At 74.2% G+C, this 19556-nt stretch carries 15 protein-coding genes; 8 read left to right on the top strand and 7 right to left on the bottom strand.

Annotation, left to right across the window (positions count from 1 at the left end):
- Positions 1–209: 209 nt before the first annotated feature.
- The 4 genes from AC07GB_RS16100 to AC07GB_RS16085 form a co-directional block, all read right to left on the bottom strand.
- A complete protein-coding gene (locus AC07GB_RS16100) occupies positions 210–2672 on the bottom strand; it encodes a glycosyltransferase (protein WP_478845746.1) in 2463 nt (820 codons plus the stop codon).
- Positions 2669–3406, bottom strand: coding sequence for a GntR family transcriptional regulator (locus AC07GB_RS16095; RefSeq protein WP_478845744.1), 738 nt, complete (start codon positions 3404–3406; stop codon positions 2669–2671). Before AC07GB_RS16095 ends, AC07GB_RS16100 begins: the two co-directional genes overlap by 4 nt.
- A gap of 128 nt (positions 3407–3534) precedes the next feature.
- On the bottom strand, positions 3535–4893 hold the full coding sequence (locus tag AC07GB_RS16090) for an aminotransferase class III-fold pyridoxal phosphate-dependent enzyme (RefSeq protein WP_478845742.1): 1359 nt from the start codon (positions 4891–4893) through the stop codon (positions 3535–3537).
- A 100-nt stretch (positions 4894–4993) separates the two neighbouring features.
- Positions 4994–5242, bottom strand: a complete 249-nt coding sequence (locus AC07GB_RS16085) for a hypothetical protein (RefSeq protein WP_478845740.1) — start codon at positions 5240–5242, stop codon at positions 4994–4996.
- Positions 5243–5723: 481 nt separating this feature from the next.
- Between AC07GB_RS16085 and AC07GB_RS16080 the strand changes: the two genes are divergently transcribed.
- On the top strand, positions 5724–6434 hold the full coding sequence (locus AC07GB_RS16080) for a response regulator transcription factor (protein ID WP_478845738.1): 711 nt from the start codon (positions 5724–5726) through the stop codon (positions 6432–6434).
- An 8-nt stretch (positions 6435–6442) separates the two neighbouring features.
- Positions 6443–7822: a sensor histidine kinase gene (locus tag AC07GB_RS16075; protein ID WP_478845736.1), complete on the top strand. Its 1380-nt coding sequence runs from the start codon at positions 6443–6445 to the stop codon at positions 7820–7822.
- Here the strand turns inward: AC07GB_RS16075 and AC07GB_RS16070 are convergent.
- Both AC07GB_RS16070 and AC07GB_RS16065 read right to left on the bottom strand, forming a co-directional pair.
- The gene (locus AC07GB_RS16070) at positions 7722–8567 is read right to left on the bottom strand and encodes a VTC domain-containing protein (RefSeq protein ID WP_478845734.1); all 846 of its coding nucleotides are present in this window, start codon (positions 8565–8567) and stop codon (positions 7722–7724) included. The genes AC07GB_RS16075 and AC07GB_RS16070 overlap by 101 nt on opposite strands.
- A complete protein-coding gene (locus tag AC07GB_RS16065; RefSeq protein WP_478845732.1) occupies positions 8564–9217 on the bottom strand; it encodes a DUF4956 domain-containing protein in 654 nt (217 codons plus the stop codon). Before AC07GB_RS16065 ends, AC07GB_RS16070 begins: the two co-directional genes overlap by 4 nt.
- A gap of 152 nt (positions 9218–9369) precedes the next feature.
- On the opposite strand from AC07GB_RS16065, the gene AC07GB_RS16060 reads away from it, so the two are divergent.
- The 6 genes from AC07GB_RS16060 (at position 9370) to AC07GB_RS16035 (ending at position 17557) form a co-directional block, all read left to right on the top strand.
- A complete protein-coding gene (locus AC07GB_RS16060) occupies positions 9370–10005 on the top strand; it encodes a DJ-1/PfpI family protein (RefSeq protein ID WP_478845730.1) in 636 nt (211 codons plus the stop codon).
- On the top strand, positions 10002–10478 hold the full coding sequence (locus AC07GB_RS16055; protein WP_478845728.1) for a MarR family winged helix-turn-helix transcriptional regulator: 477 nt from the start codon (positions 10002–10004) through the stop codon (positions 10476–10478). The genes AC07GB_RS16060 and AC07GB_RS16055 overlap by 4 nt, the downstream gene beginning before the upstream one ends.
- Before the next feature lie 119 nt (positions 10479–10597).
- Positions 10598–12466 carry a serine/threonine-protein kinase gene (locus AC07GB_RS16050; protein ID WP_478846076.1) on the top strand — a complete coding sequence of 623 codons (1869 nt, stop codon included), beginning with the start codon at positions 10598–10600 and terminating at the stop codon, positions 12464–12466.
- A gap of 222 nt (positions 12467–12688) precedes the next feature.
- Positions 12689–16399, top strand: a complete 3711-nt coding sequence (locus AC07GB_RS16045) for an nSTAND1 domain-containing NTPase (RefSeq protein WP_478845726.1) — start codon at positions 12689–12691, stop codon at positions 16397–16399.
- A 156-nt stretch (positions 16400–16555) separates the two neighbouring features.
- The gene (locus AC07GB_RS16040; protein ID WP_478845724.1) at positions 16556–16672 is read left to right on the top strand and encodes a DUF397 domain-containing protein; all 117 of its coding nucleotides are present in this window, start codon (positions 16556–16558) and stop codon (positions 16670–16672) included.
- 219 nt (positions 16673–16891) lie between these two features.
- On the top strand, positions 16892–17557 hold the full coding sequence (locus AC07GB_RS16035) for a TetR/AcrR family transcriptional regulator (protein WP_478845722.1): 666 nt from the start codon (positions 16892–16894) through the stop codon (positions 17555–17557).
- Positions 17558–18258: 701 nt separating this feature from the next.
- On the opposite strand, the gene AC07GB_RS16030 is transcribed toward AC07GB_RS16035, so the two are convergent.
- Complete coding sequence (locus tag AC07GB_RS16030) at positions 18259–19542, bottom strand: adenylosuccinate synthase (RefSeq protein ID WP_478845720.1); 1284 nt, start codon at positions 19540–19542, stop codon at positions 18259–18261.
- Positions 19543–19556 lie beyond the last annotated feature (14 nt).

The following is a 19556-nucleotide window of genomic DNA, read 5'->3' as shown; positions in this document are numbered from 1 at the left end:
GAAGGGCTCCTCGGGTCAGAACGTCGGACGTCGGGCGACGCGGGGGTTCGGACGGGTCGGGTGGGGGGTCATCGAAGCAGTCGGCGCGGTCGGGGTGGTCGGGGGAGGCCCCCCCGGGGGGCGGTCGGGGTGGTGGACGGGCGGGCGGAGGCGTACGCGGGTTCACTACCGTGCGTGTTGTTCCCGCAGCGTAGTGGCAGCGGGCCCGCTCAGGCTCCCCCTTGCACGTCCCAGATCCACACCCCGTCTACCCACTTTCCGCGCTGTCCAAGGAGGTCGTCGAGGGTGCTGCGCAGCGCCGCGTCGGCGGGCTGCGGGGGGAGCACGACGACGCCCGCGTTCCAGTAGCGCAGGTCCTCGCGGACGGCCTGCCGCCAGGCGTCCGTGGCGCGTACGGCCCGGCCTGTGGCCCGGACGTCGCGCAGGAGGTTGGTGGTGTTGCGGGGCGGTGCGCCGTAGATGCCGACGCGGTCCGGGCCCCAGGGCCCGTTGAAGTACCCGCCGGGGAGCCTGAAGCCCAGGTCAGCGGCGGTCTGCCAGTGCAGCGCCTCCGCGTAGCCGGGGTCGGGGAGCGGCACCGGGACGAGGGTCTCCCCCGCGGCCGTGTCGACGTACCGCCGCCAGGTGCCGTCGGCGATGAACGCCGGGACCTCGATCCGGTCCACGGCCTTCAGGGGCAGCGGTACGAGGGGCAGCAGCGCGGCGGCGACGGTGGCGAGGCCCCCGTACCGCAGGACGGCGGCCCGGGTGCGGCCCGGCGCCGACGCCCAGGCCGGTGCCCGTCGTGTCCGCTCGACGAGCGCCTCGATCGCGAGCGCGACGAGCATGCCGAGCGCCGGAGCGCACACCATCGCCACGCGCCCCTCGATGACCGACTCGAAGAGCGGCCGGTCGGAGAGCAGGGCCCACGGCCCCGGCAGGACCACGCCCGTCAGCGGGATGCGGAACTCAGGGCCCAGGGACAGGAACGCCGCCGCGACCGCGGTGAACGCCAGGGCCTTCACCGCCGGGCGCCGCCACAGCCACACCACGATCACGAGGGCGAGGGTGATCAGCGGCCAGCCGTAGAACGCGTTCTGCTCGGTCGGGTTCATCGAGAGCGAGGCCGCGGTCCCCGCGTCGCCCGCGAGGGAGCGCTCCGCGAAGGACAGCAGGGCGAGCGGGCTGTTGCCCGCGTTGTCCCCGTGCAGCACGCTCTTGTAGCTCTGCGGCCCGAAGAACTGCCACCACAGCGGGAAGGCGATCAGCGGCAGACACACGCCGAGGCCGATCGCCACGCCCCGCGCGAGAGGGCGCCAGGCAGCGCGCGCGACATCGCGGCGCACCACCGCGTACGCGACGGTGAAGAGCACCATCCCCAGCGCCGCCAGCAGCAGCGGCTCCTCGCCGAGGAAGATCTGGTACGTCGCCATCAGGCCGAGCACGACGCCGTCCCGTACGACGCGACGGCCCGCGCACAGGCGCAGCGCCCGGTCGATGATCAGCGGGATCATGAACAGGACGATGAAGTTGGGGTGCGCGTGCGCGTGGCTGACCATCGGCGGCGCGAAGGCGGCGAGCGCCGCGCCCACCGCCGCGGCGCCCCGGTGGCGTACGAGACGTCTGCGCAGGAGCCGGTACCAGGCGGTCGCGGTGGCGGCGAGGCCCAGCGTCATCGCCACGTTCAGGCTGACGGCCGGGCCGAACACCCAGGTCACGGGGGCCAGCGGGACGGACAGGCCGAGCATGACCGTGTTGGCCATGAGGTTCACGCCGTCCGGGGCGTTCTGAAGGGTCGTGAACAAGGGGTTGTCGAGGTGCCGGACGTTGTGGGCGGTGACCTCGAAGAACCACTCCCACTGGTTCTGGTCCTGGAGAGCGTGCGGGAGGTAGCGGGTGTCGGGGGAGATCCAGCGCCGCGCGTACAGGGCGGTCGCGGCGATCAGGAACAGGGCGGCGACGAGCAGGTCGGCGGGGCGGAGCGCGCGGGCGCGCAGCGCGGTCAGCTCGGCCAGGACGCGGACGTAGTCCGTGGGCCGCACCTTGGAGCCCTCCTGGTGCGACCACCGCACGGGCACCTCGGCGACCGGCCAGCCCTGGGCGCGGAAGTGGTGCAGGATCTCGACGTCGATGCCCCAGCCGCGCAGCCGTGACGCGGCGAACGCGGCGCGGGCCCGGTCGCCGTCGAACAGCTTGAACCCGCACTGGGTGTCGCGGATCCCGGGCACGGCGACCGTACGTATCAGGAAGTTCCCGCCGCGGCCGAGCAGCTCGCGCAGCCGGTGCTGGTGCACGCCGATCGTCGCGCCGGGCCGGGCCCGGGAGCCGACCGCCGCCGCGTCACCGTCGGCCAGGGCCTTCTCCAGGGCCTCCAGCTCCTCGATGGGCGCGGCCAGGTCGGCGTCCGTGACCAGGACGCGGCGGCCGTAGGAGGCGAGGACGCCCTGGCGCAGGGCGTGGCCCTTGCCGCGGTTCCTGCCGCAGCGGATCAGCTGGACGCGGGGGTCGGCCGCCACGGCCTCGGCGGCGATCTCCGCCGTGCGGTCCGTGGAGCCGTCGTCGACGACGATCAGCTCCCACACCGGGGTCTGCGGGGCCGCGTCCAGGTAGGCGCGGACGGCCTCCAGGGTGGGCGCGAGCCGGCGTTCCTCGTTGAAGGCGGGGATGACGACGCTGAGGTCCACGGCGGTCATCGGGAAGCCCGCCCGGCGTCCCCGGGGGCCGCGTCCCCGCCCGTGGCGGCCAGCGCCTCGATCAAGGCCAGGGAGTGCGCGTTGTACTCGACGACGATCTCGTGCGCGGCGGGCGCGTCGCGGCGCGACACGGCGTCCACCAGGTCGGTGTGGCGCGACCACAGGCGGCCGCGCAGATCGCCGCCGCGCTCCGCCTCGCGGCGCAGGTGCGGCACCGCGCACACCCAGGACTTGACGCGCAGGCGGTGCAGGAAGTCGGCGAGGTAGGCGTTGCCGAAGAGGGCGCTCAGCTCGCGCCAGAAGCGCAGGTCGTAGCCGATGAGGACGGTGAGGTCGCCCGCGGCGGCCGCGCGGGCCGCCTCCTCGCCGCGGCGGCGCACCGACACGAAGCCGCCCTGCGGGACGGTGCGGCGCTCCGCCGTCACCGCGAGGTCGCGGAAGATGCCGTCGGCGACGAGGCCGCGGGCCTCGATCATGCCGCGGTAGTCGGCGAGCGAGTGCTCGTGCACGCGGAAGCCGCGGTGCTGCACGGAGTCCAGGAGGCCCTGCGCGGAGAGGTTCACGAGGGCCTCGCGGACCGGGGTGGCGGAGACGCCGTACTGCTCGGCTATCTCCTTCACCGTGAACTCCTGTCGCGGTACGAGGCGGCCCGCGAGGATCTCGTCGCGCAGGGCGTCGGCGATCTGCTGGCGCAGGGTGCTGCGGATGACGGCGGGGCCGTCGGCTCCGGGCATGGTGGGTGGCCTCCCCCTGCGTGGTCGTGTGCGCTGCGCCGCGACGACGGAGCGGGCGTCGTCGCTTACGAGCACGTCAGACTACGCGGTCGGGGTTTCGCCCCCTGAGTCACGCCCGGCCACGGGGCTCAGGCCACGTGGGCGTCGGCGGCGTCCAGGGCCCGGTCGAGGGCCGCGAGGCCGGCCTTCGCCTCGGCGTCCGTGAGGGTGCACGGCGGCACCACATGGGTCCGGTTCATGTTCACGAAGGGCCACAGGCCGTTCGCCTTCGCGGCGGCGGCGAAGGCGGCCATGGGGGCGTTCGCCTCGCCGCTCGCGTTGTAGGGGACGAGCGGCTCCCGGGTCTCCCGGTCCCTGACCAGCTCCAGGGCCCAGAACATGCCCATGCCGCGCACCTCGCCCACGCTCGGGTGGCGCTCGGCCAGGTCGCGCAGGCCGGGGCCGATGACGTCGGCGCCGACGCGCGCCGCGTTCTCGACGACGCCCTCGTCCGCCATGACGCCCAGGGTGGCGACGGCGGCGGCGCAGGCCAGCGGGTGGCCGGAGTAGGTGAGGCCGCCCGGGTAGGGCCTGCGGGCGAAGGTCTCGGCGATGGCCGAGGAGATGGCCACGCCGCCCAGGGGCACGTACCCGGAGTTCACGCCCTTGGCGAAGGTCAGCAGGTCCGGTACGACGCCGTCGTAGTGGTCCACGGCGAACCACGCGCCGGTGCGGCCGAAGCCCGCCATGACCTCGTCCAGGATCAGGACGATGCCGTGCCGGTCGCACAGCTCGCGCACGCCCGCGAGGTAGCCGGGCGGCGGGGGCATGATGCCCGCGGTGCCGGGGATCGTCTCCAGGATGATCGCCGCGATGGTCCCGGGCCCCTCGAAGGCGATGGTGTCCTCCAGGTGCGTCAGGGCCCGCTCGCACTCCTGGGTCTCGTTCTCGGCGTAGAACGGCGACCGGTAGAGGAAGGGCGCCCAGAAGTGCACGACGCCCGCCGAGGCGGTGTCGGACGGCCAGCGGCGCGGGTCGCCCGTGAGGTTGATCGCGGCGGCGGTGGCTCCGTGGTACGAGCGGTACGCCGAGAGCACCTTGGGGCGGCCCGTGTGCAGCCGGGCCATGCGGGTGGCGTTCTCGACGGCCTCGGCGCCCCCGTTGGTGAAGAAGATCTTGTCCAGGTCGCCCGGGGTGCGCTCGGCGATGAGCCGGGCCGCCTCCGAACGGGCCTCGATCGCGAACGCGGGGGCGAACGTGGCGAGCTTCCCCGCCTGCTCCTGGATCGCCGCGACGACCTTGGGGTGCTGGTAGCCGATGTTCGTGTAGACGAGGCCGCTGGTGAAGTCGAGGTACCGGTTGCCCTCGTAGTCCCAGAAGTACGAGCCGTCCGCGCCGGCCACCGCGAGCGGGGTGATCAGTTCCTGGGCCGACCAGGAGTGGAAGACGTGCGCGCGGTCGGTTGCGGCGACCGCTGCGCCGAGCTGGGGGTTGGGCTGAGGGGTCATGGGGGCGAGGGTAGGTGTCCGGAATGCGCCCGGACCATGGGCGCGGTGTCTGGCGACCGCCGCATAACGCGACACCCTGTCGCCCGCGTCCGGGGCCGCCTCAGTCGTCCGGGGCCCGTTGCGCCCGGGGGCGGCCGTCCCAGCAGGTGATGTCGTAGGTCAGGTCCCCGGCGTCGTCGGCGTCGTCGGCACCCTCGACGCCGTCTGTGTCGTCTGTGTCGTCGTCGCTGGGCTCCGCCTCGATCCGGGCCGCCCGCCCCGGCCCTCGCACCACGTCCTCGTCGAAGTGGTAGCCGTCCGCGGGGCTCCAGGAGACGAGGTACACCGTCCCGCCGGGGCGGCACTCCACCGTGGCCGTTCCCCCGGTGAAGCGGACCGTGGACCGCGCGGGGCCGGGCGCGGGGGGCGTGGCCGGGCGCGAAGCCGGGGTACGGGAGGGCCCTGCCGGGGAAGGCGCTTCCCGCGAAGGCCCTGCCGAGGAAGGTCCCGCCGGGGAGGGCCCCGCCCGGGAAGGCCCCGTCTCAGAAGGCCGGGCCCGGGAAGGCCCCTCCGCCGCCAGCGCCCTGCGCACCGCCCCCTCGTCCAGCGGGCGGCTGTGCGCGGCGCCCCCGCCGTCCGCGCTCGCCAGCTGCCACGCGCCGAGCGCCCCCGCGGCCGTGCCGACCGCCACCCACGCCACCGTGCCCGCGGCGCTCCACCACTTCCGCATCCGTCCAGCCTCTCCCGCCGTTCCCTAACGGCGGGTTAAGGGCCGGGCCTTCGGACAGCTCGGCCAGGTCAGCGGGAAACCGATGGTGAACCAGGCCCGAACTCCTGGCTACCGTGGCCCCATGGCCCATCTTCTCGTCGTGGAGGACGACCCCCAGCTGCGCGACGCCCTGCTGCGGGCCCTGCGGGACAAGGGGCACGCCGTGGTGACCGCGCCGACGGGCATGGCGGGGCTCGACGCGGCCGTGACGCACCCGCCGGACCTGGTGGTGCTCGACCTGGGGCTTCCGGACGTGGACGGGGCGCGGGTGCTGCGGATGCTGCGTGCCGTCAGCGACGTACCGGTCATCGTGGCGACCGCGCGCGACGAGGAGCCGGAGATGGTGGCGGCCCTGGGCGACGGGGCGGACGACTACATCGTGAAGCCGTTCGGCGCCGCCCAGTTGGACGCCCGCGTCAAGGCGGTCCTGCGGCGGCTCGGCGCGGGCGCGGCCGAGGAGCCGCTGCGCGTGGGCGGCCTCACCGTGGACCCGGCCGCGCGCGAGGTGACGCTGGACGGCAGGGCCGTGGACCTCACGCCCCGCGAGTTCGACCTGCTCGCCCATCTGGCCCGGCGCGCGGGCCAGGTCGTGTCGCGGCGCGAACTCCTCGCCGAGGTCTGGCACCAGCCGCTCGGCGGCGCCGACAAGACCGTCGACGTCCATCTGTCGTGGCTGCGCAGAAAGCTCGGCGAGACCGCGCAGGCCCCGCGCTATCTGCACACCGTCCGCACGGTGGGCGTCAAACTCACCACCCCGGAGCCCCCGCCCGAGCACTCCCCCGAGCCGTCGTAGGGCCCGCCATGCGCCGTCGTCTGCTTCTGCTCACCGCTGCCACCACCGCCCTCGTCCTCACCGCCCTGCTCGTGCCGCTCACGCTGCTCACCCGCAGCCACGCCGCCGACCGTGCCACCGCCGAGGCCACCGCGCGGGCGCAGTGGGTGGCGCATGCCATCGGGCCCGCCCTCTCGTCCAGGAAGGAGCGGCCGGCCGCCGAGCAGACCGTAGAGAGCGTCAACGGGCCAGGGCTGCCCCGCACTTCGTTGATCCTGGGCAGCGACGCCACCGTCGGACCCGGCCCCGCTGAGGTCACCGACGCCGTCCGGCTCGCCCGCACCGGCCGTGCGTTCACCTACGAGCCCTCCTCCGGCGGCCGTCAGGTGCTCGTCCCCGTGCACGGCGCGGCCGACGGCACCGCCGTGGTGCAAGTCACGCTCACCGAGCGGCAGTTGTACGCCGGGACGCTGACCTCGTGGCTCGTCCTCGCCGGGATCGGCGTCGGGCTCGTCCTGCTCGGCCTGCTGCTCGCCGACCGGCTCGGGGCCCGCCTCGTGGGCGCGACGCGGGGCCTGGCCCGGACCGCCGACCGCCTGGCCGCCGGGGACCTGTCGGCCCGGGCCGCCCCCGCGGGCCCGCCGGAGCTGCGGCTCGTCGCCGCCGAGCTGAACGGGCTCGCGGCCCGCATCGACGACCTGCTCACCGCCGAGCGCGTCACCGCACGCGAGAACGCCGCCGACCTCGCCCACCGCCTGCGCACCCCGGTGGCCGCGCTGCGGCTCGACGCGGAGACGCTGCGGGACCCGGAGGAGGCCCGGCGCATCGCGGCGGACGTCGACGCCCTGGAACGCAGCGTCGACGACGTCATCCGCAAGGCCCGCCGCCCGCTGCGCGCCGCCCCGGGCGCGGATCTGGCGGTCGTGGCCCGGGAACGCGCCGCGTTCTGGCAGCCGCTGGCCGAGGACCAGGGGCGGCGCGCGGCCGTCGACACGCCGGAGGGCGGCCTGGCCGTGCCCGTCCCGTACGACGAACTCGCCGCCTGCCTCGACGCGTTGATCGGCAACGTCCTCGACCACACGCCCCAGGGCACCGCCTACCGCGTCGCCGTCACCGCCGGACCCGACGGCCGCGCGTGCCTCACCGTCAGCGACGACGGGCCCGGCTTCCCCGACTCCTGCGCCCGGGCCGCCGCGCGCGGGACGAGCGGTGGCGGCTCGACGGGCCTCGGCCTTGACATCGCCCGGCGCACGGCTCAGGACGCGGGCGGCTCGTTCACCGTCGAGCGCCGCCCGACCCGCGTCACGCTCAGCTTTCCCCGTCCGGCGCGCCCCCAGGACCGCGCGGAGCGCCCTGACCGCCCGCCGCCCGCGGGAACGCGACCCGCACCGCCCGCGCCCAGCGGTTGACCCCCAACTCCGGGCGCACCGCCGCGAGGCCGCCGCAGTACTTGGTGAACTCCGCGGCCCGCAGGCCGTACCGGTGCAGGACGCGGTCCGCCTCCGTCAGCTTGCCGCGCGTCTTCGTCTCGACGAGGACGAGCCCGCTGTCGGCCGCCGCCGTCCTGCCCGTCGCCACGTCCCGCACGACGAGGGCGGCGTCGCACGTGATCCGCTGGCCGTCGGCCACGAACGTCGCCCGCCGGTAGTCCGTGACCAGGGAGGGCGTCAGGGAGTCCGGCGCCTCCACGCCGTACGACCCGCGCAGGACTCCGGCGAGGAAGCCGCGCCGGGTGTCGTCCAGCGCGTGCGCGTCACCCTCCATGCGCTGGCGGTGCTTGACGGTCTCGCCACGGCCGGTCTTCAGCTTGATCTCGAACTGCCGCTCCCCGCTGTCCTGATAGAGCCGCTCCCGTATCCGATAGCGCAGCCTGCGGCCCTGGCGGTGGTCGTGGAAGGTGCCGAGGGCCGGGGTGTCGTAGTACGTCGAGTGATAGCCGAAGCTGCGGCGGCCCCCGATGCTCAGGGCGCGGAAGGGGCCGCCGCGCCGGCGCGGGTCGGTGAGCAGCGCCGCGAAGTCCTCGAAGACCTCGACGGGGACCAGATAGCCGTGGTCGTAGCGGGCGAGCAGCTCCGCGCGGGCGTTCAGCTCCGGGAGCGAGACGGGGTGCGCGGCGAGCGCGGCGCGGCTCAGGGCACGAAGGGCAGGGTTCACGCGGGCTCCTTGCTGAGGCGTGCGGCCGGTCCTGACGTCGTACGCGTACGCGCACTGGCACGCGCCCGCCGCGTGAACGAACGGGAGCCCTCCGTGAGTTCCGGCTGCCGGAAGCGGACTTCCAGGACCATCAGGTCGCGGACGAAGTCCACCTCGTGGACGGTCCAGCCGAGCGGCTGCCCGACGCGGCGCTCCAACTCGGCGCGCAGGGCGTCCTCCTCGCGGTACACGGCGTCGAGGGTGACGACCGCGCGGCGGTCGCGGGCGTACAGGCGCGGATGGTCGGCGACGTACATCACGAGCAGCAGCACCGCCGCGAGGCCCGCGCCCAGCGGCAGCGACAGGCCGGGGAGGCCGCACAGGAGGCCGAGGACGAGCGTCGTGAAGTAGTACGCGACCTCCTGGTGCCGTACGGCGTCGGAGCGGAGCCGGACGATCGAGAGCACCCCGAAGAGCCCGAAGCCGAGCGCGAGTCCGCCGCCCTTGGCCTCCGACAGGGCCGCGACGACAGCGAACAGCGCGACGTTCAGGGCCAGATACGCGGGCACCAGCTCGCGCCGGTGGTGGCGCGGATAGAAGACGGCGAAGGTCAGCAGCGAGACGGCCAGGAGGTCGAGGCCCAGGTGGGCGGCGAGTGTCTGCGGGTCCATGCGCCGGACGCTAGGGGGAGGCGGGTTAAGGGGGCTCCTGGTGAGCGTTAAGGCCTATTGACAGTGTGTTGTCGTAATGACAGTCTACTGCCATACCCACTCGGGCACGGGCCCGGGGCGGAGCAGCCGGGAGACCGGCACTGGAGGTCACCATGAGCAAGGCCGAAATGAGCAAGGCCGTCATGAGCAAGGCCGACATGAGCAAGGCCGTTCACCTCGCCGTTTACGACACGCTCGCCGACTGGGAGACCGGGTACGCCACCGCGTTCCTCGCCCGCACCGGCCACACCGTCCGCACGGTCGCCGTGACCACCGACCCCGTCACCAGCGTCGGCGGCGTCCGCGTCGAGCCCGACCTCACGCTCGACGCGCTGCGCCCCGAGGACAGCGAGCTGCTCATCCTGCCCGGGGCCGACCTGTGGGACACCGGGGACAGCCTCGCGCCGTTCGCCCGCGCCGCCCGCGCGTTCCTCGACGCGGGCGTGCCGGTCGCCGCGATCTGCGGGGCCACGGCGGGCCTCGCCCGCGAGGGGCTGCTGGACGAGCGCGCCCACACCAGCGCCGTACCGATGTACCTGGACGCGACCGGGTACAAGGGCGCGGACCGGTACGTCGAGTCCGACGCCGTCACCGACGGCGACCTGATCACGGCGGGGCCCACCGAGCCCGTCGCGTTCGCGCGCGAGGTCCTGGGGCGCATGGGCGCGTTCGAGGGCGAGCGGCTCGACGCCTGGTACCGGCTCTTCCACGACTCGGACCCGGCCGCGTACGAGACCCTGAACTCATGACTTCCCCGCACGGCGGCGGCCCCGCCGCCCAGGAGCTGCTCAGCCGCACCGCGCTCGGCGTCTTCCGGCTCAACGGCCAGTTCCTCGCCCTCTCCGAGGAACTGGCCCGGCCCGCCGGGCTCACCGCCGCCTGGTGGCAGGTGCTCGGCGCCGTCCTGCGCGAGCCCCTGCCGGTGGCCGGCGTCGCCCGCGCCATGGGCATCACCCGGCAAAGCGTGCAGCGCGTCGCCGACCTCCTGGTGCGCGACGGCCTCGCCGAGTACGTGCCGAACCCCGCCCACCGCCGCGCCAAGCTCCTGCGCCCCACCGCCGAGGGGCGCGCGGCCGTCGCGCGGATCGAGCCGGGCCACGCGGACCTCGCCGCCCGGCTCGAAGACGCGCTCGGGCCGGAACAGTTCGCCCGGACCGCGCAGGCGCTCGAGCAGCTTTCGGACGCCCTCGCACGGCTGGAGTCGGCCGTTACGCAACCGTAGAGGTAAGCCCGGGGCGCCCCTGTCCACCCCGCACTATCCTCGGTCTGTTGCACGGCGGTACACGCACAGTGGCCGCCGGAAAGTGGCTGGAACTGGGGGAGGACGGCGCCGCGATGGCCATGGAGAAACTGGGCCCGGGGGAACCGCAGCGGATAGGCGCCTACCGCCTGCTCGCACGGCTCGGCGCGGGCGGCATGGGGCAGGTGTACCTGGCGCGTTCCGGCCGGAACCGCACGGTCGCCGTCAAGCTGGTGCGCGAGGAGCTGGCCGCGCAGGAGGAGTTCCGCAACCGCTTCCGGCAGGAGGTGCAGGCCGCGCGGCGCGTCGGCGGCGCGTGGACGGCACCGGTGCTCGACGCCGACACGGAGGCCGCGATCCCCTGGGTCGCCACCGGGTACGTCGCCGGGCCCTCGCTGCAAACCGTCGTCTCGCACGACCACGGCCCGCTGCCCGAGCGCTCCGTGAAGATCCTCGCCGCCGGGCTCGCGAACGCCCTGAAGGACATCCACGCCGCCGGGCTCATCCACCGCGACCTCAAGCCGTCCAACGTCCTGGTGACCATCGACGGGCCGCGCGTCATCGACTTCGGCATAGCCAGGGCCCTGGAGACGGTCACCGACGGCGGCCTCACCCGCACCGGGGCACTCGTCGGATCTCCGGGGTTCATGGCGCCCGAGCAGGTGCGCGGCGACCGCGTCACCGAGGCGGCGGACGTCTTCTGCCTGGGGTCCGTGCTCGCGTACGCCGCGACGGGCGCGCTGCCCTTCGGCACGGCCAACAGCGGTGTGCACGCGCTGATGTTCCGCATCGCCCAGGAGGAGCCGGACCTGGAGCCGGTGCCGGAGTCGCTGCGCGACCTCGTCAAGGACTGCCTGGCCAAGGCGCCGGGCGACCGGCCGTCCCTCGACGAGGTGCTCGACCGGACAGGGGCGGAGGACACGGTCTTCGAGGGCAAGTCCCGGGAGCCATGGCTGCCCGGGGCCCTGGTCGCCCAACTGGGGCGGCACGCGGTGCAGTTGCTGGAGTTCGAGGACCCCGAGGCCGAGGCCGAGGCCCCATCGCCCGAAGGCCCGGCCCCCGAGGCCACGCCACCCCCGCCCGCCGCCCCGCCGGGCACCCCCGCCCAGCCGGACGCCCCGCCCCCGCCCGGCGTGCCCGGGCAGGGCTCCGTCGACCGGCTTCCGACCATGGTCAGCGGAGCGCCCCCCGCGCCGATGCCCGCGGCCGCACCCGCCACGGCGCCCGCGCCCCCGCCGGCTCACACCCCCGCCTACGCCTACCCCCACCAGCCCGCGGGGCCCGCCGGTCCCGCCGCCTACGGATACCCGCACCCGCAGGGCCCGTACGGCACCGGCACCGGCACGCCCCCCTACGGGCCGCCGCCGCTGGACCCGCCGCGCCGCAGCGGCCGGTCCACGGCACTGCTCGTCGTCGTGGCCCTCATAGTGGCTCTCGGCGCGGGCGGCACCGTGTACGCGGTGATGAAGGGCGAAGGCGACCCGAAGGCGCACGGCGACGGCAAGGGCCGGGACAGCGCCGCCCCCAAGACGCCGGGCACCCCGTCCGACTCCGCGGGGCCCACATCGCCGACCCCGTCCACTTCCGACGAGACCGACGACTCCGACGACTCCGACGACGGCGAGACCGTGCCGGCCAAGTTCCTCGGCACCTGGAACGGCACCGTGTCCGGCGAGGCCGGCACCAGCACCCGCCGCCTGACCATCCAGCAGGGCGACGTGGGCGACACCGTCCTGTCGCTGACCGCCGACGGCCCGCTCAAGGGCGGCGGCACCTACCACTGCGTGTTCCAGGGCACCCTGACCTCCGCGTCCGACAGCGAGCTGCAGATCTCCGGGACCCAGGTCACCGTGGGCCCGGCCCGCACCTGCGAACCGGGCGCCCCCAGCGTCGTCAGCATCCTGCCGAGCGGTGAACTCCACCGGGTCAACACCGACGGCGGCAAGGCCCTCACCTACACCAAGGGCTGACCCCGCGGACCACGGGACCGGACCGCCGCCCGCCCCCCGTCGGTCGGGCGGCGGTCCCTGCCACCCCGGTGATTCCAACCCGCCGCGGGTTTGTCCCGCACCCCCTGTCCGTGCCCCGGGACAAAACCGGTTTTGGCTCGCACGCGGCTTCCGCGGGACCGGACGGCGGGGTTGGGTGGGTCCCCGTCACGCACGGACGGAGGCACACGGGGAGGGCGGGCCGTGGGACGTCGCGAGAAGCCGATCGACCCGGCCGCGGGGCCGGTGGAACGGTTCGCACACGAGTTGCGGGCGCTGCGCCACGAGGCGGGCTCACCCACCTACCGGGCCATGGCCGCCGACTGCGCGTACTCCGCCACCACGCTCTCCCACGCCGTCGCGGGCGAGAAACTGCCCTCGCTCCCGGTCACGCTCGCCTATGTGAAGGCCTGCGGCGGCGACCCCGGCCGGTGGGAGCGGCGCTGGCGCGAGGCCCGCGCCGAGGAGTCCGCGCACCGGCACCACGACGACGCCCAGGACGCGGATCCGCCCTACCGCGGGCTCGCGCGCTTCGACACCGGGGACCAGGCGCGCTTCTTCGGCCGCGACCGGCTCACCGGTGAACTCGTCGCTCTCGCCGCCGAACACCGCGTCACGACCGTCTTCGGCCCCTCCGGCAGCGGCAAGTCGTCGCTGTTGCGCGCCGGCCTCATCCCCCGGCTGCGGGAGCCCGCGCCCCCGGCGCCCCGGCCCGCCGCGATCCGCGTCCTCACCCCCGGCCCCCGGCCCGTACGCGCCCACGAGCGGCTCTTCACCCCGGCACCGGGCGACGGCGACACCTGGCTTGTGGTCGACCAGTTCGAGGAGGCCTTCACGCTCTGCCACGACCCGGGCGAGCGGGAGGAGTTCATCGACCGCCTGATGTCCGCCCGCGCCCCCGAGGGGCGCCTGCGGGTGGTCCTCGGGGTGCGCGCCGATTTCTACGACCGCTGCCTCCAGCACCGCGAACTCGCCGAGGCGATCCGCGAGGCGAGCCTGCCGGTCGTCCCGATGAGCCCCGCCGAACTGCGCGAGGCCATCATCAGACCGGCCGCCGCGCACGGCCTCATCGTGGAACGCGCCCTCACCGCCCGGCTCATCGAGGAGACCCTGGACGAGCCGGGCTGTCTCCCCCTGACCTCCCACGCGCTCCTGGAGACCTGGCGCCGCCGCCAGGGCCGCACCCTGACGGTGGCCGCGTACGAGGCGTCCGGCCGGGTCACAGGAGCACTCGCCCGCACCGCCGAGGACCTGTACACCAGGCTGCCGCCCGAGGAGCGGGAACTGGCGCGCCGCATCCTGCTCCGCCTGATCACGCCCGGCGACGGCGTGCCCGACACGCGGCGGCCGGTGCGCCTGGCCGAGCTGGACGGCGTGACCGGCGGCGGCCCGGGGGCGGACACCCCCACCGCCCGCGTCCTCGACCGGCTCGCCAGAGCCCGCCTGGTCACGCTCGACCACGACACCGCAGACCTGACCCACGAGGCCGTCATCACCGGCTGGCCCCGGCTGCGCGACTGGATCAGCGAGGACCGCGAACGGCTGCGCTGCCACCGCCGCCTCACCGAGGCCGCGGAGGCCTGGCGAGAACTCGGCCGCGACGCCGGCGCCCTGTACCGGGGCACCCGCCTCGCCACCGCCGACGAGCACTTCCCCCAGGCCCACACGCACCCCGAACTCACCGCCCTGGAACGGGACTTCCTGACCGCGAGCACCGCCGCCCGCGACCAGGAGCGGAGCGCGGCTGCCCGCGTCACGCGCCGCCTTCGCCGCTCCACCCTGGCCCTGTCCGTGCTGCTCGCCCTCGTCCTCGCCGCCACCCTTGTCGCCTGGCAGCAGAGCCGCGACAGCGAACGGGAGCGTGACCGGGCCCGCGCCGCGCAGCGCGTGGCCCAGTCACGCCAGCTCGCCGCGCAGTCCGCCGCGCTGCGGGGCAGCGACCCCGACCTGGCCTCGCTGCTCGCCGTGCGGGCCCATCGCACGGCCCCCACCCCGGAGGCCGCGGGCAGCCTCTACGCCGCCGCCGAGCTGCCCCTGCGCCGCCGCTTCACCCCCGCCGGGGGCCCGGTCCTCTCGGTCGCGCTCAGCCCCGGCGGGCACACCCTCGCCACCAGCGGCTACGACGGCGCCGTACGCCTGTGGGACACGGCCACCGGCCGCCTGCGCGCCGACCTCGGCAGCGACGCGGGCGACGTCTACTCCGTGGCGTTCAGCCCCGACGGACGCACCCTCGCCGCCAGCGGCGACACCCGCGTCCGACTGTGGGACACCGCCGCCGGCACCGTCCGCCGGGCCCTGCCCCGCCACACCGACGCCGTCTTCACGCTCGCGTTCAGCCCCGACGGCCGCACTCTCGCGACGGGCAGCGACGACGGCACCGTACGCCTCTCGGACACGGCGACGGGCAGGACCCGCGCCACCCTCACCGGCCACAAGGGCGAGGTCTCCGGTGTCGCCTTCGACCGCGGAGGGCACACCCTCGCCACCAGCGGCGCCGACCGGACCGTCCGCCTGTGGAACCCGGCCACCGGCAAGCCGCGCGCCACCCTGCGAGGCCACGCCGGCGAGGTCTCCGCCGTCGCCTTCAGCCGCGACGGGCGCACCCTGGCCAGCACCGGCTACGACCGGACCGTACGGCTGTGGGACGTGGCGGGGCGGCGGACGCGGGCCGTCCTGACGGGGCACACGGGCGAGGTCTCCGCCGCCGCCTTCAGCCGGGACGGACGCACCCTGGCCACCGGCGGCGCCGACCGGACCGTCCGCCTGTGGAACCCGGCCACCGGCCGCCTCCGGACCGTGCTCACCGGCCACACCGCCGCCGTCTCCGGGGTCGCCTTCGGGCCGGACGGGCACACCCTCGCCACCAGCGGCTACGACAGGACGGTGCGGCTGTGGGACACGGCGCCGCGCACCCCGCACACCACGCTCACGGCCCGGGGCGCGGTCGCCCTCGTGGCCTACAGCCCCGACGGGCGGATCCTGGCGACCGGCGGCACCGACGGGAGCCTACGGCTGTGGAACACGGCCACAGGCCGCACGCGCGCCACCCTCACCGACCGCACCGGGCCGGTCCTCGCGGTCTCGTTCAGCCGCGACCTGCGCACCCTGACGACGGTCAACGACACCCAGCGGGTACGGCGGTGGGACGTGGCCACCGGCAGGCCCCGCAGCACGTCCGTCGACAGCGCCGAGGCCGTCGTTGCAGCGGCCATCAGCCCGGACCGCCGGACCCTCGCCGTCGTCACGGACCAGCGCACGGTCCGGCTGTGGGGCGTGGCCGCGGGCCGGGCCAGGACCGTACTCGACCACCGCGGGGCGGTCCTCGCGCTGAGCTTCAGCCGGGACGGGCGGACCCTCGCCACCGGCAGCACCGACGGGTCGGTGCGGCTGTGGGACGTCCGCAGCGGCGAGCGGCGCACCACCCTCGCCGGGCCGTCCGACGCGGTCGGCGCGGTCGCCGTCAGCCCTGATGGGCGCACGGTGGCCGCGGGCAGCGACGACGGTTCGGTACGCCTGTGGGACGCGGCCACAGGGCGCACCCGCGCCACCCTCACCGACCGCACCGGGCAGGTCCTCGCGGTGGCCTTCAGCCACGACGGGCGCACCCTCGCCGGCAGCGGCGCCGACAGCTCGGTCCGGCTGTGGGACACGGCCACAGGCCATCTCCGCGCCCGCCTCACCGGGCACACCGGCCCCGTGCGCACCCTCGCGTTCAGCCCCGACGGGCGGACCCTGGCCACCGGTGGCGAAGACACGACGGCCCGCCTGTGGCGCACCGACCTGCCCACGCCGTCCGGGGCGATCCGGCGGATCTGCCGCGCGGTCGGCCGCGACCTGACCCGGCAGGAGCGGCTGAGCCACCTGCCGGACCAGCCGGACCGCCCCGCGTGCGCCTCGCCTCTCAAGCGCCGATGAACGCCGATGAACGCCGATGAACGCCGATGAACAGGGTGCCAACTAGCGCACCGCTATAGGGTGCCAACTGGCGCACCGCTATGCGGAGATCCGGGCGCAGGCTCTGAGCCCCAACGAATCGCTGAGCCTCATCGAGCGGTTGGCCGGAGAAGAACGATGACCACCACCGGAAGCCTCCAAATCCGCGACTCCCAGGAACCCGGCGGCCCCGCCCTCACCGCCCCCGTCGAAGCCTGGACCGCCCTCCTCAACAACCTCCCCCCGAAGATGTGACACTTCGCCCCCTTACTGTCACATTCTGCGCGCCCTATTCTCCTGTGCGGGCGTCACAAGCCCCGGACGCGGTCCCCCCGTCCGGGCCGCCTCCTCGATGCCCCTCAGAAATGTGACACTCCCACCCCTGACTGTCACATTTCCGCGCCCACATAATCTCTCGGGTGAGCGATGGGCGATCCAGGCGTGGGCCCGCCGCAGTCACGGCAGGCTGCGCACATGAATTTCCACGCGCCACCAGCAACGGTCACCGTCTATCGGGCCGTGCTCGACACACTGGCTGAGCACGGGCCGCGCCGCCCGCCCACCGCACAGATCGCGCGTCGGGCCGCCACTAACCGTCAGTTCCTCTACCGAAACTGGCCGGACACCCAGGTGCTGGTCCGAGAAGCGTGTGAGGCGGAGCTGGACCGTCTGCTGTTCCTGGCGAGCAACGCGGGGGCCACGCTGCCGCCGCCCTGCCAGGTGACAGCGCAGATCGTGTACGCCGCCCGGCTGCTCCGCGAACACCCTGTAACTCGCGTGACCGCCCGGACCAGTCCGGACCTCTCCCTCGCCGCGCTAGCGGAACCAGCCACGTCGCTGCACGTGCGGGCGCTGCGCTGGGTTCACGCCCGCCTGATCACGTGGCAGCCAGGCACGGACCAGACGGCCATGGCCGGCGTCCTGTTCACGGTGGCGGCGCCGTTCGCCCTCGTACCTCCTCCGTCGGACGACCCCATCGACCGCGAACTCCTCGACACCCGACTCTGTTCGGCCCTGCACTCCTGCCTAGGCCTCGGCACGCCCTGCCCCGACTGCTCCAACTGCTCGGGGGGCTCAGACGGCTCCGGCGGCTCCGAGGGCTCAGGCGGCTCCGGGGGCTCCGGGGAAGGCGCGTCGTGACATCCGATTCCAGACGACCGGCGACGACAGGAGCGCACCACCTATCTGCCGGACGAGCTGCGCCAACCCATGTACGCGCCGGAAACGCAATCAGGGCACCGTGCGGGACGGGCCTGCTTCTTCCCGTCACGCACGGGGAGTACGGGGAGTACGGATAGTGCGGGGAGTAAGGGGAGTAAGGGGAGTACGGATAGTGCGGGGAGTAGGGGGAGTGCAGGGAGTACAGGGAGTACGGTTAGTGCGGTTAGTGCGGAGGAGTTGGCGGGCCGGTCCTAGAGGTCACTACGCTGTCCGGCCGCGACGACGACCTGTACCTCGGCGGCCGTGGGCTGCTACTCGTCCCGCCGCCGCTGTCAGCCTCGTGCACGGCCGACGCGGCACTGGCGGCGCGGCACCGGCGGCGCGGCACCGGCGGCGCTCCTGGGCCGTACCCGGGCCGCCGTACTCACCCTCATCGCCGAGCGCCCCGGCTGCGCGCGGCCGGGCTGATCACCCCCGTACAGCCCGGAGCCACGACACGGCACCGCCACTCGGCACCGCGCAGGCCCACCGCCCTCGGCGTCGGCCTCCTCAACGCCGAGGAACCAGAAGAGGGGCACCCGTCCGGGCGCCCCTCCTGTGATCAGGACTGGTCCTGTCCTAGGTGTCCTGAATGCCTGAATAAACGAGGCCTAGATGAACGAGGCCTAGATGAACGAGGCCTAGATGAACGAGTTGATCTCGATCGTCTCGTCACGGCCCGGGCCCACGCCGATCGCGGAGATCGGGGCGCCGGACATCTCCTCAAGGGCCTTCACGTAGGCCTGCGCGTTCTTCGGCAGGTCGGCGAAGGTCTTGGCCTTGGTGATGTCCTCGGACCAGCCGGGCAGCGTCTCGTAGACGGGCTTCGCGTGGTGGAAGTCCGTCTGGCTGTAGGGCAGCTCCTCGACGCGCTTGCCGTCGATCTCGTACGCCACGCAGACCGGGATCTGCTCCCAGCCGGTGAGGACGTCGAGCTTGGTGAGGAAGAAGTCCGTCAGACCGTTCACGCGGGTCGCGTAGCGGGCGATCGGGGCGTCGAACCAGCCGCAGCGGCGGTCGCGGCCGGTGGTGACACCGCGCTCGCCGCCGATCTCGCGCAGCGCCTCGCCGTCCTTGTCGAACAGCTCCGTCGGGAAGGGGCCCGCGCCGACGCGCGTGGTGTACGCCTTCAGGATGCCGATGACGCGGCTGATCTTCGTCGGGCCGACGCCGGTGCCCGTGCAGGCGCCGCCCGCGGTCGGGTTCGACGAGGTGACGAAGGGGTACGTGCCGTGGTCGACGTCCAGGAGCGTGCCCTGGCCGCCCTCGAACAGGACGACCTTGTCGTCGTCGAGCGCGTTGTTGAGGATCAGCGTGGTGTCGGCCACGTACTGCTTGATGTTCTCGCCGTGCTCAAGGAGCTGCTCGACGATTTGCTCGGCCTCGATGGCGCGACGGTTGAACACCTTGGTGAGCAGCTGGTTCTTCTGCTCGAGGGCCGCTTCGACCTTCTGCTTCAGGATCGACTCGTCGTAGAGGTCCTGGACGCGGATGCCGGTGCGGTTGATCTTGTCGGCGTAGGTCGGGCCGATGCCGCGGCCGGTCGTGCCGATCTTCCGCTTGCCGAGGAAGCGCTCGCCGACCTTGTCCACGGTCACGTTGTACGGCGTGATGATGTGCGCGTTTCCGCTGATCAGCAGCTTCGACGTGTCGACGCCTCGCTCGTTCAGACCGCTCAGCTCGGAGAGCAGGACCGACGGGTCGACGACGACGCCGTTGCCGATGACCGGTACGCAGTCCGGGGAGAGGATTCCGGAAGGGAGGAGGTGCAGCGCGTACTTCTGGTCGCCTACGACGACCGTGTGGCCGGCGTTGTTGCCGCCCTGGTAGCGCACTACATAGTCCACGGATCCACCGAGCAGGTCGGTGGCCTTTCCCTTGCCTTCGTCACCCCACTGAGCACCGAGCAGCACGAGTGCGGGCACAGGCGTACACCCCT

Source organism: Streptomyces sp. NPDC045778 (assembly GCF_056431945.1).
Note: the sequence above shows the minus strand (reverse complement) of the source record. Positions and strands in the feature narration are given on the sequence as shown.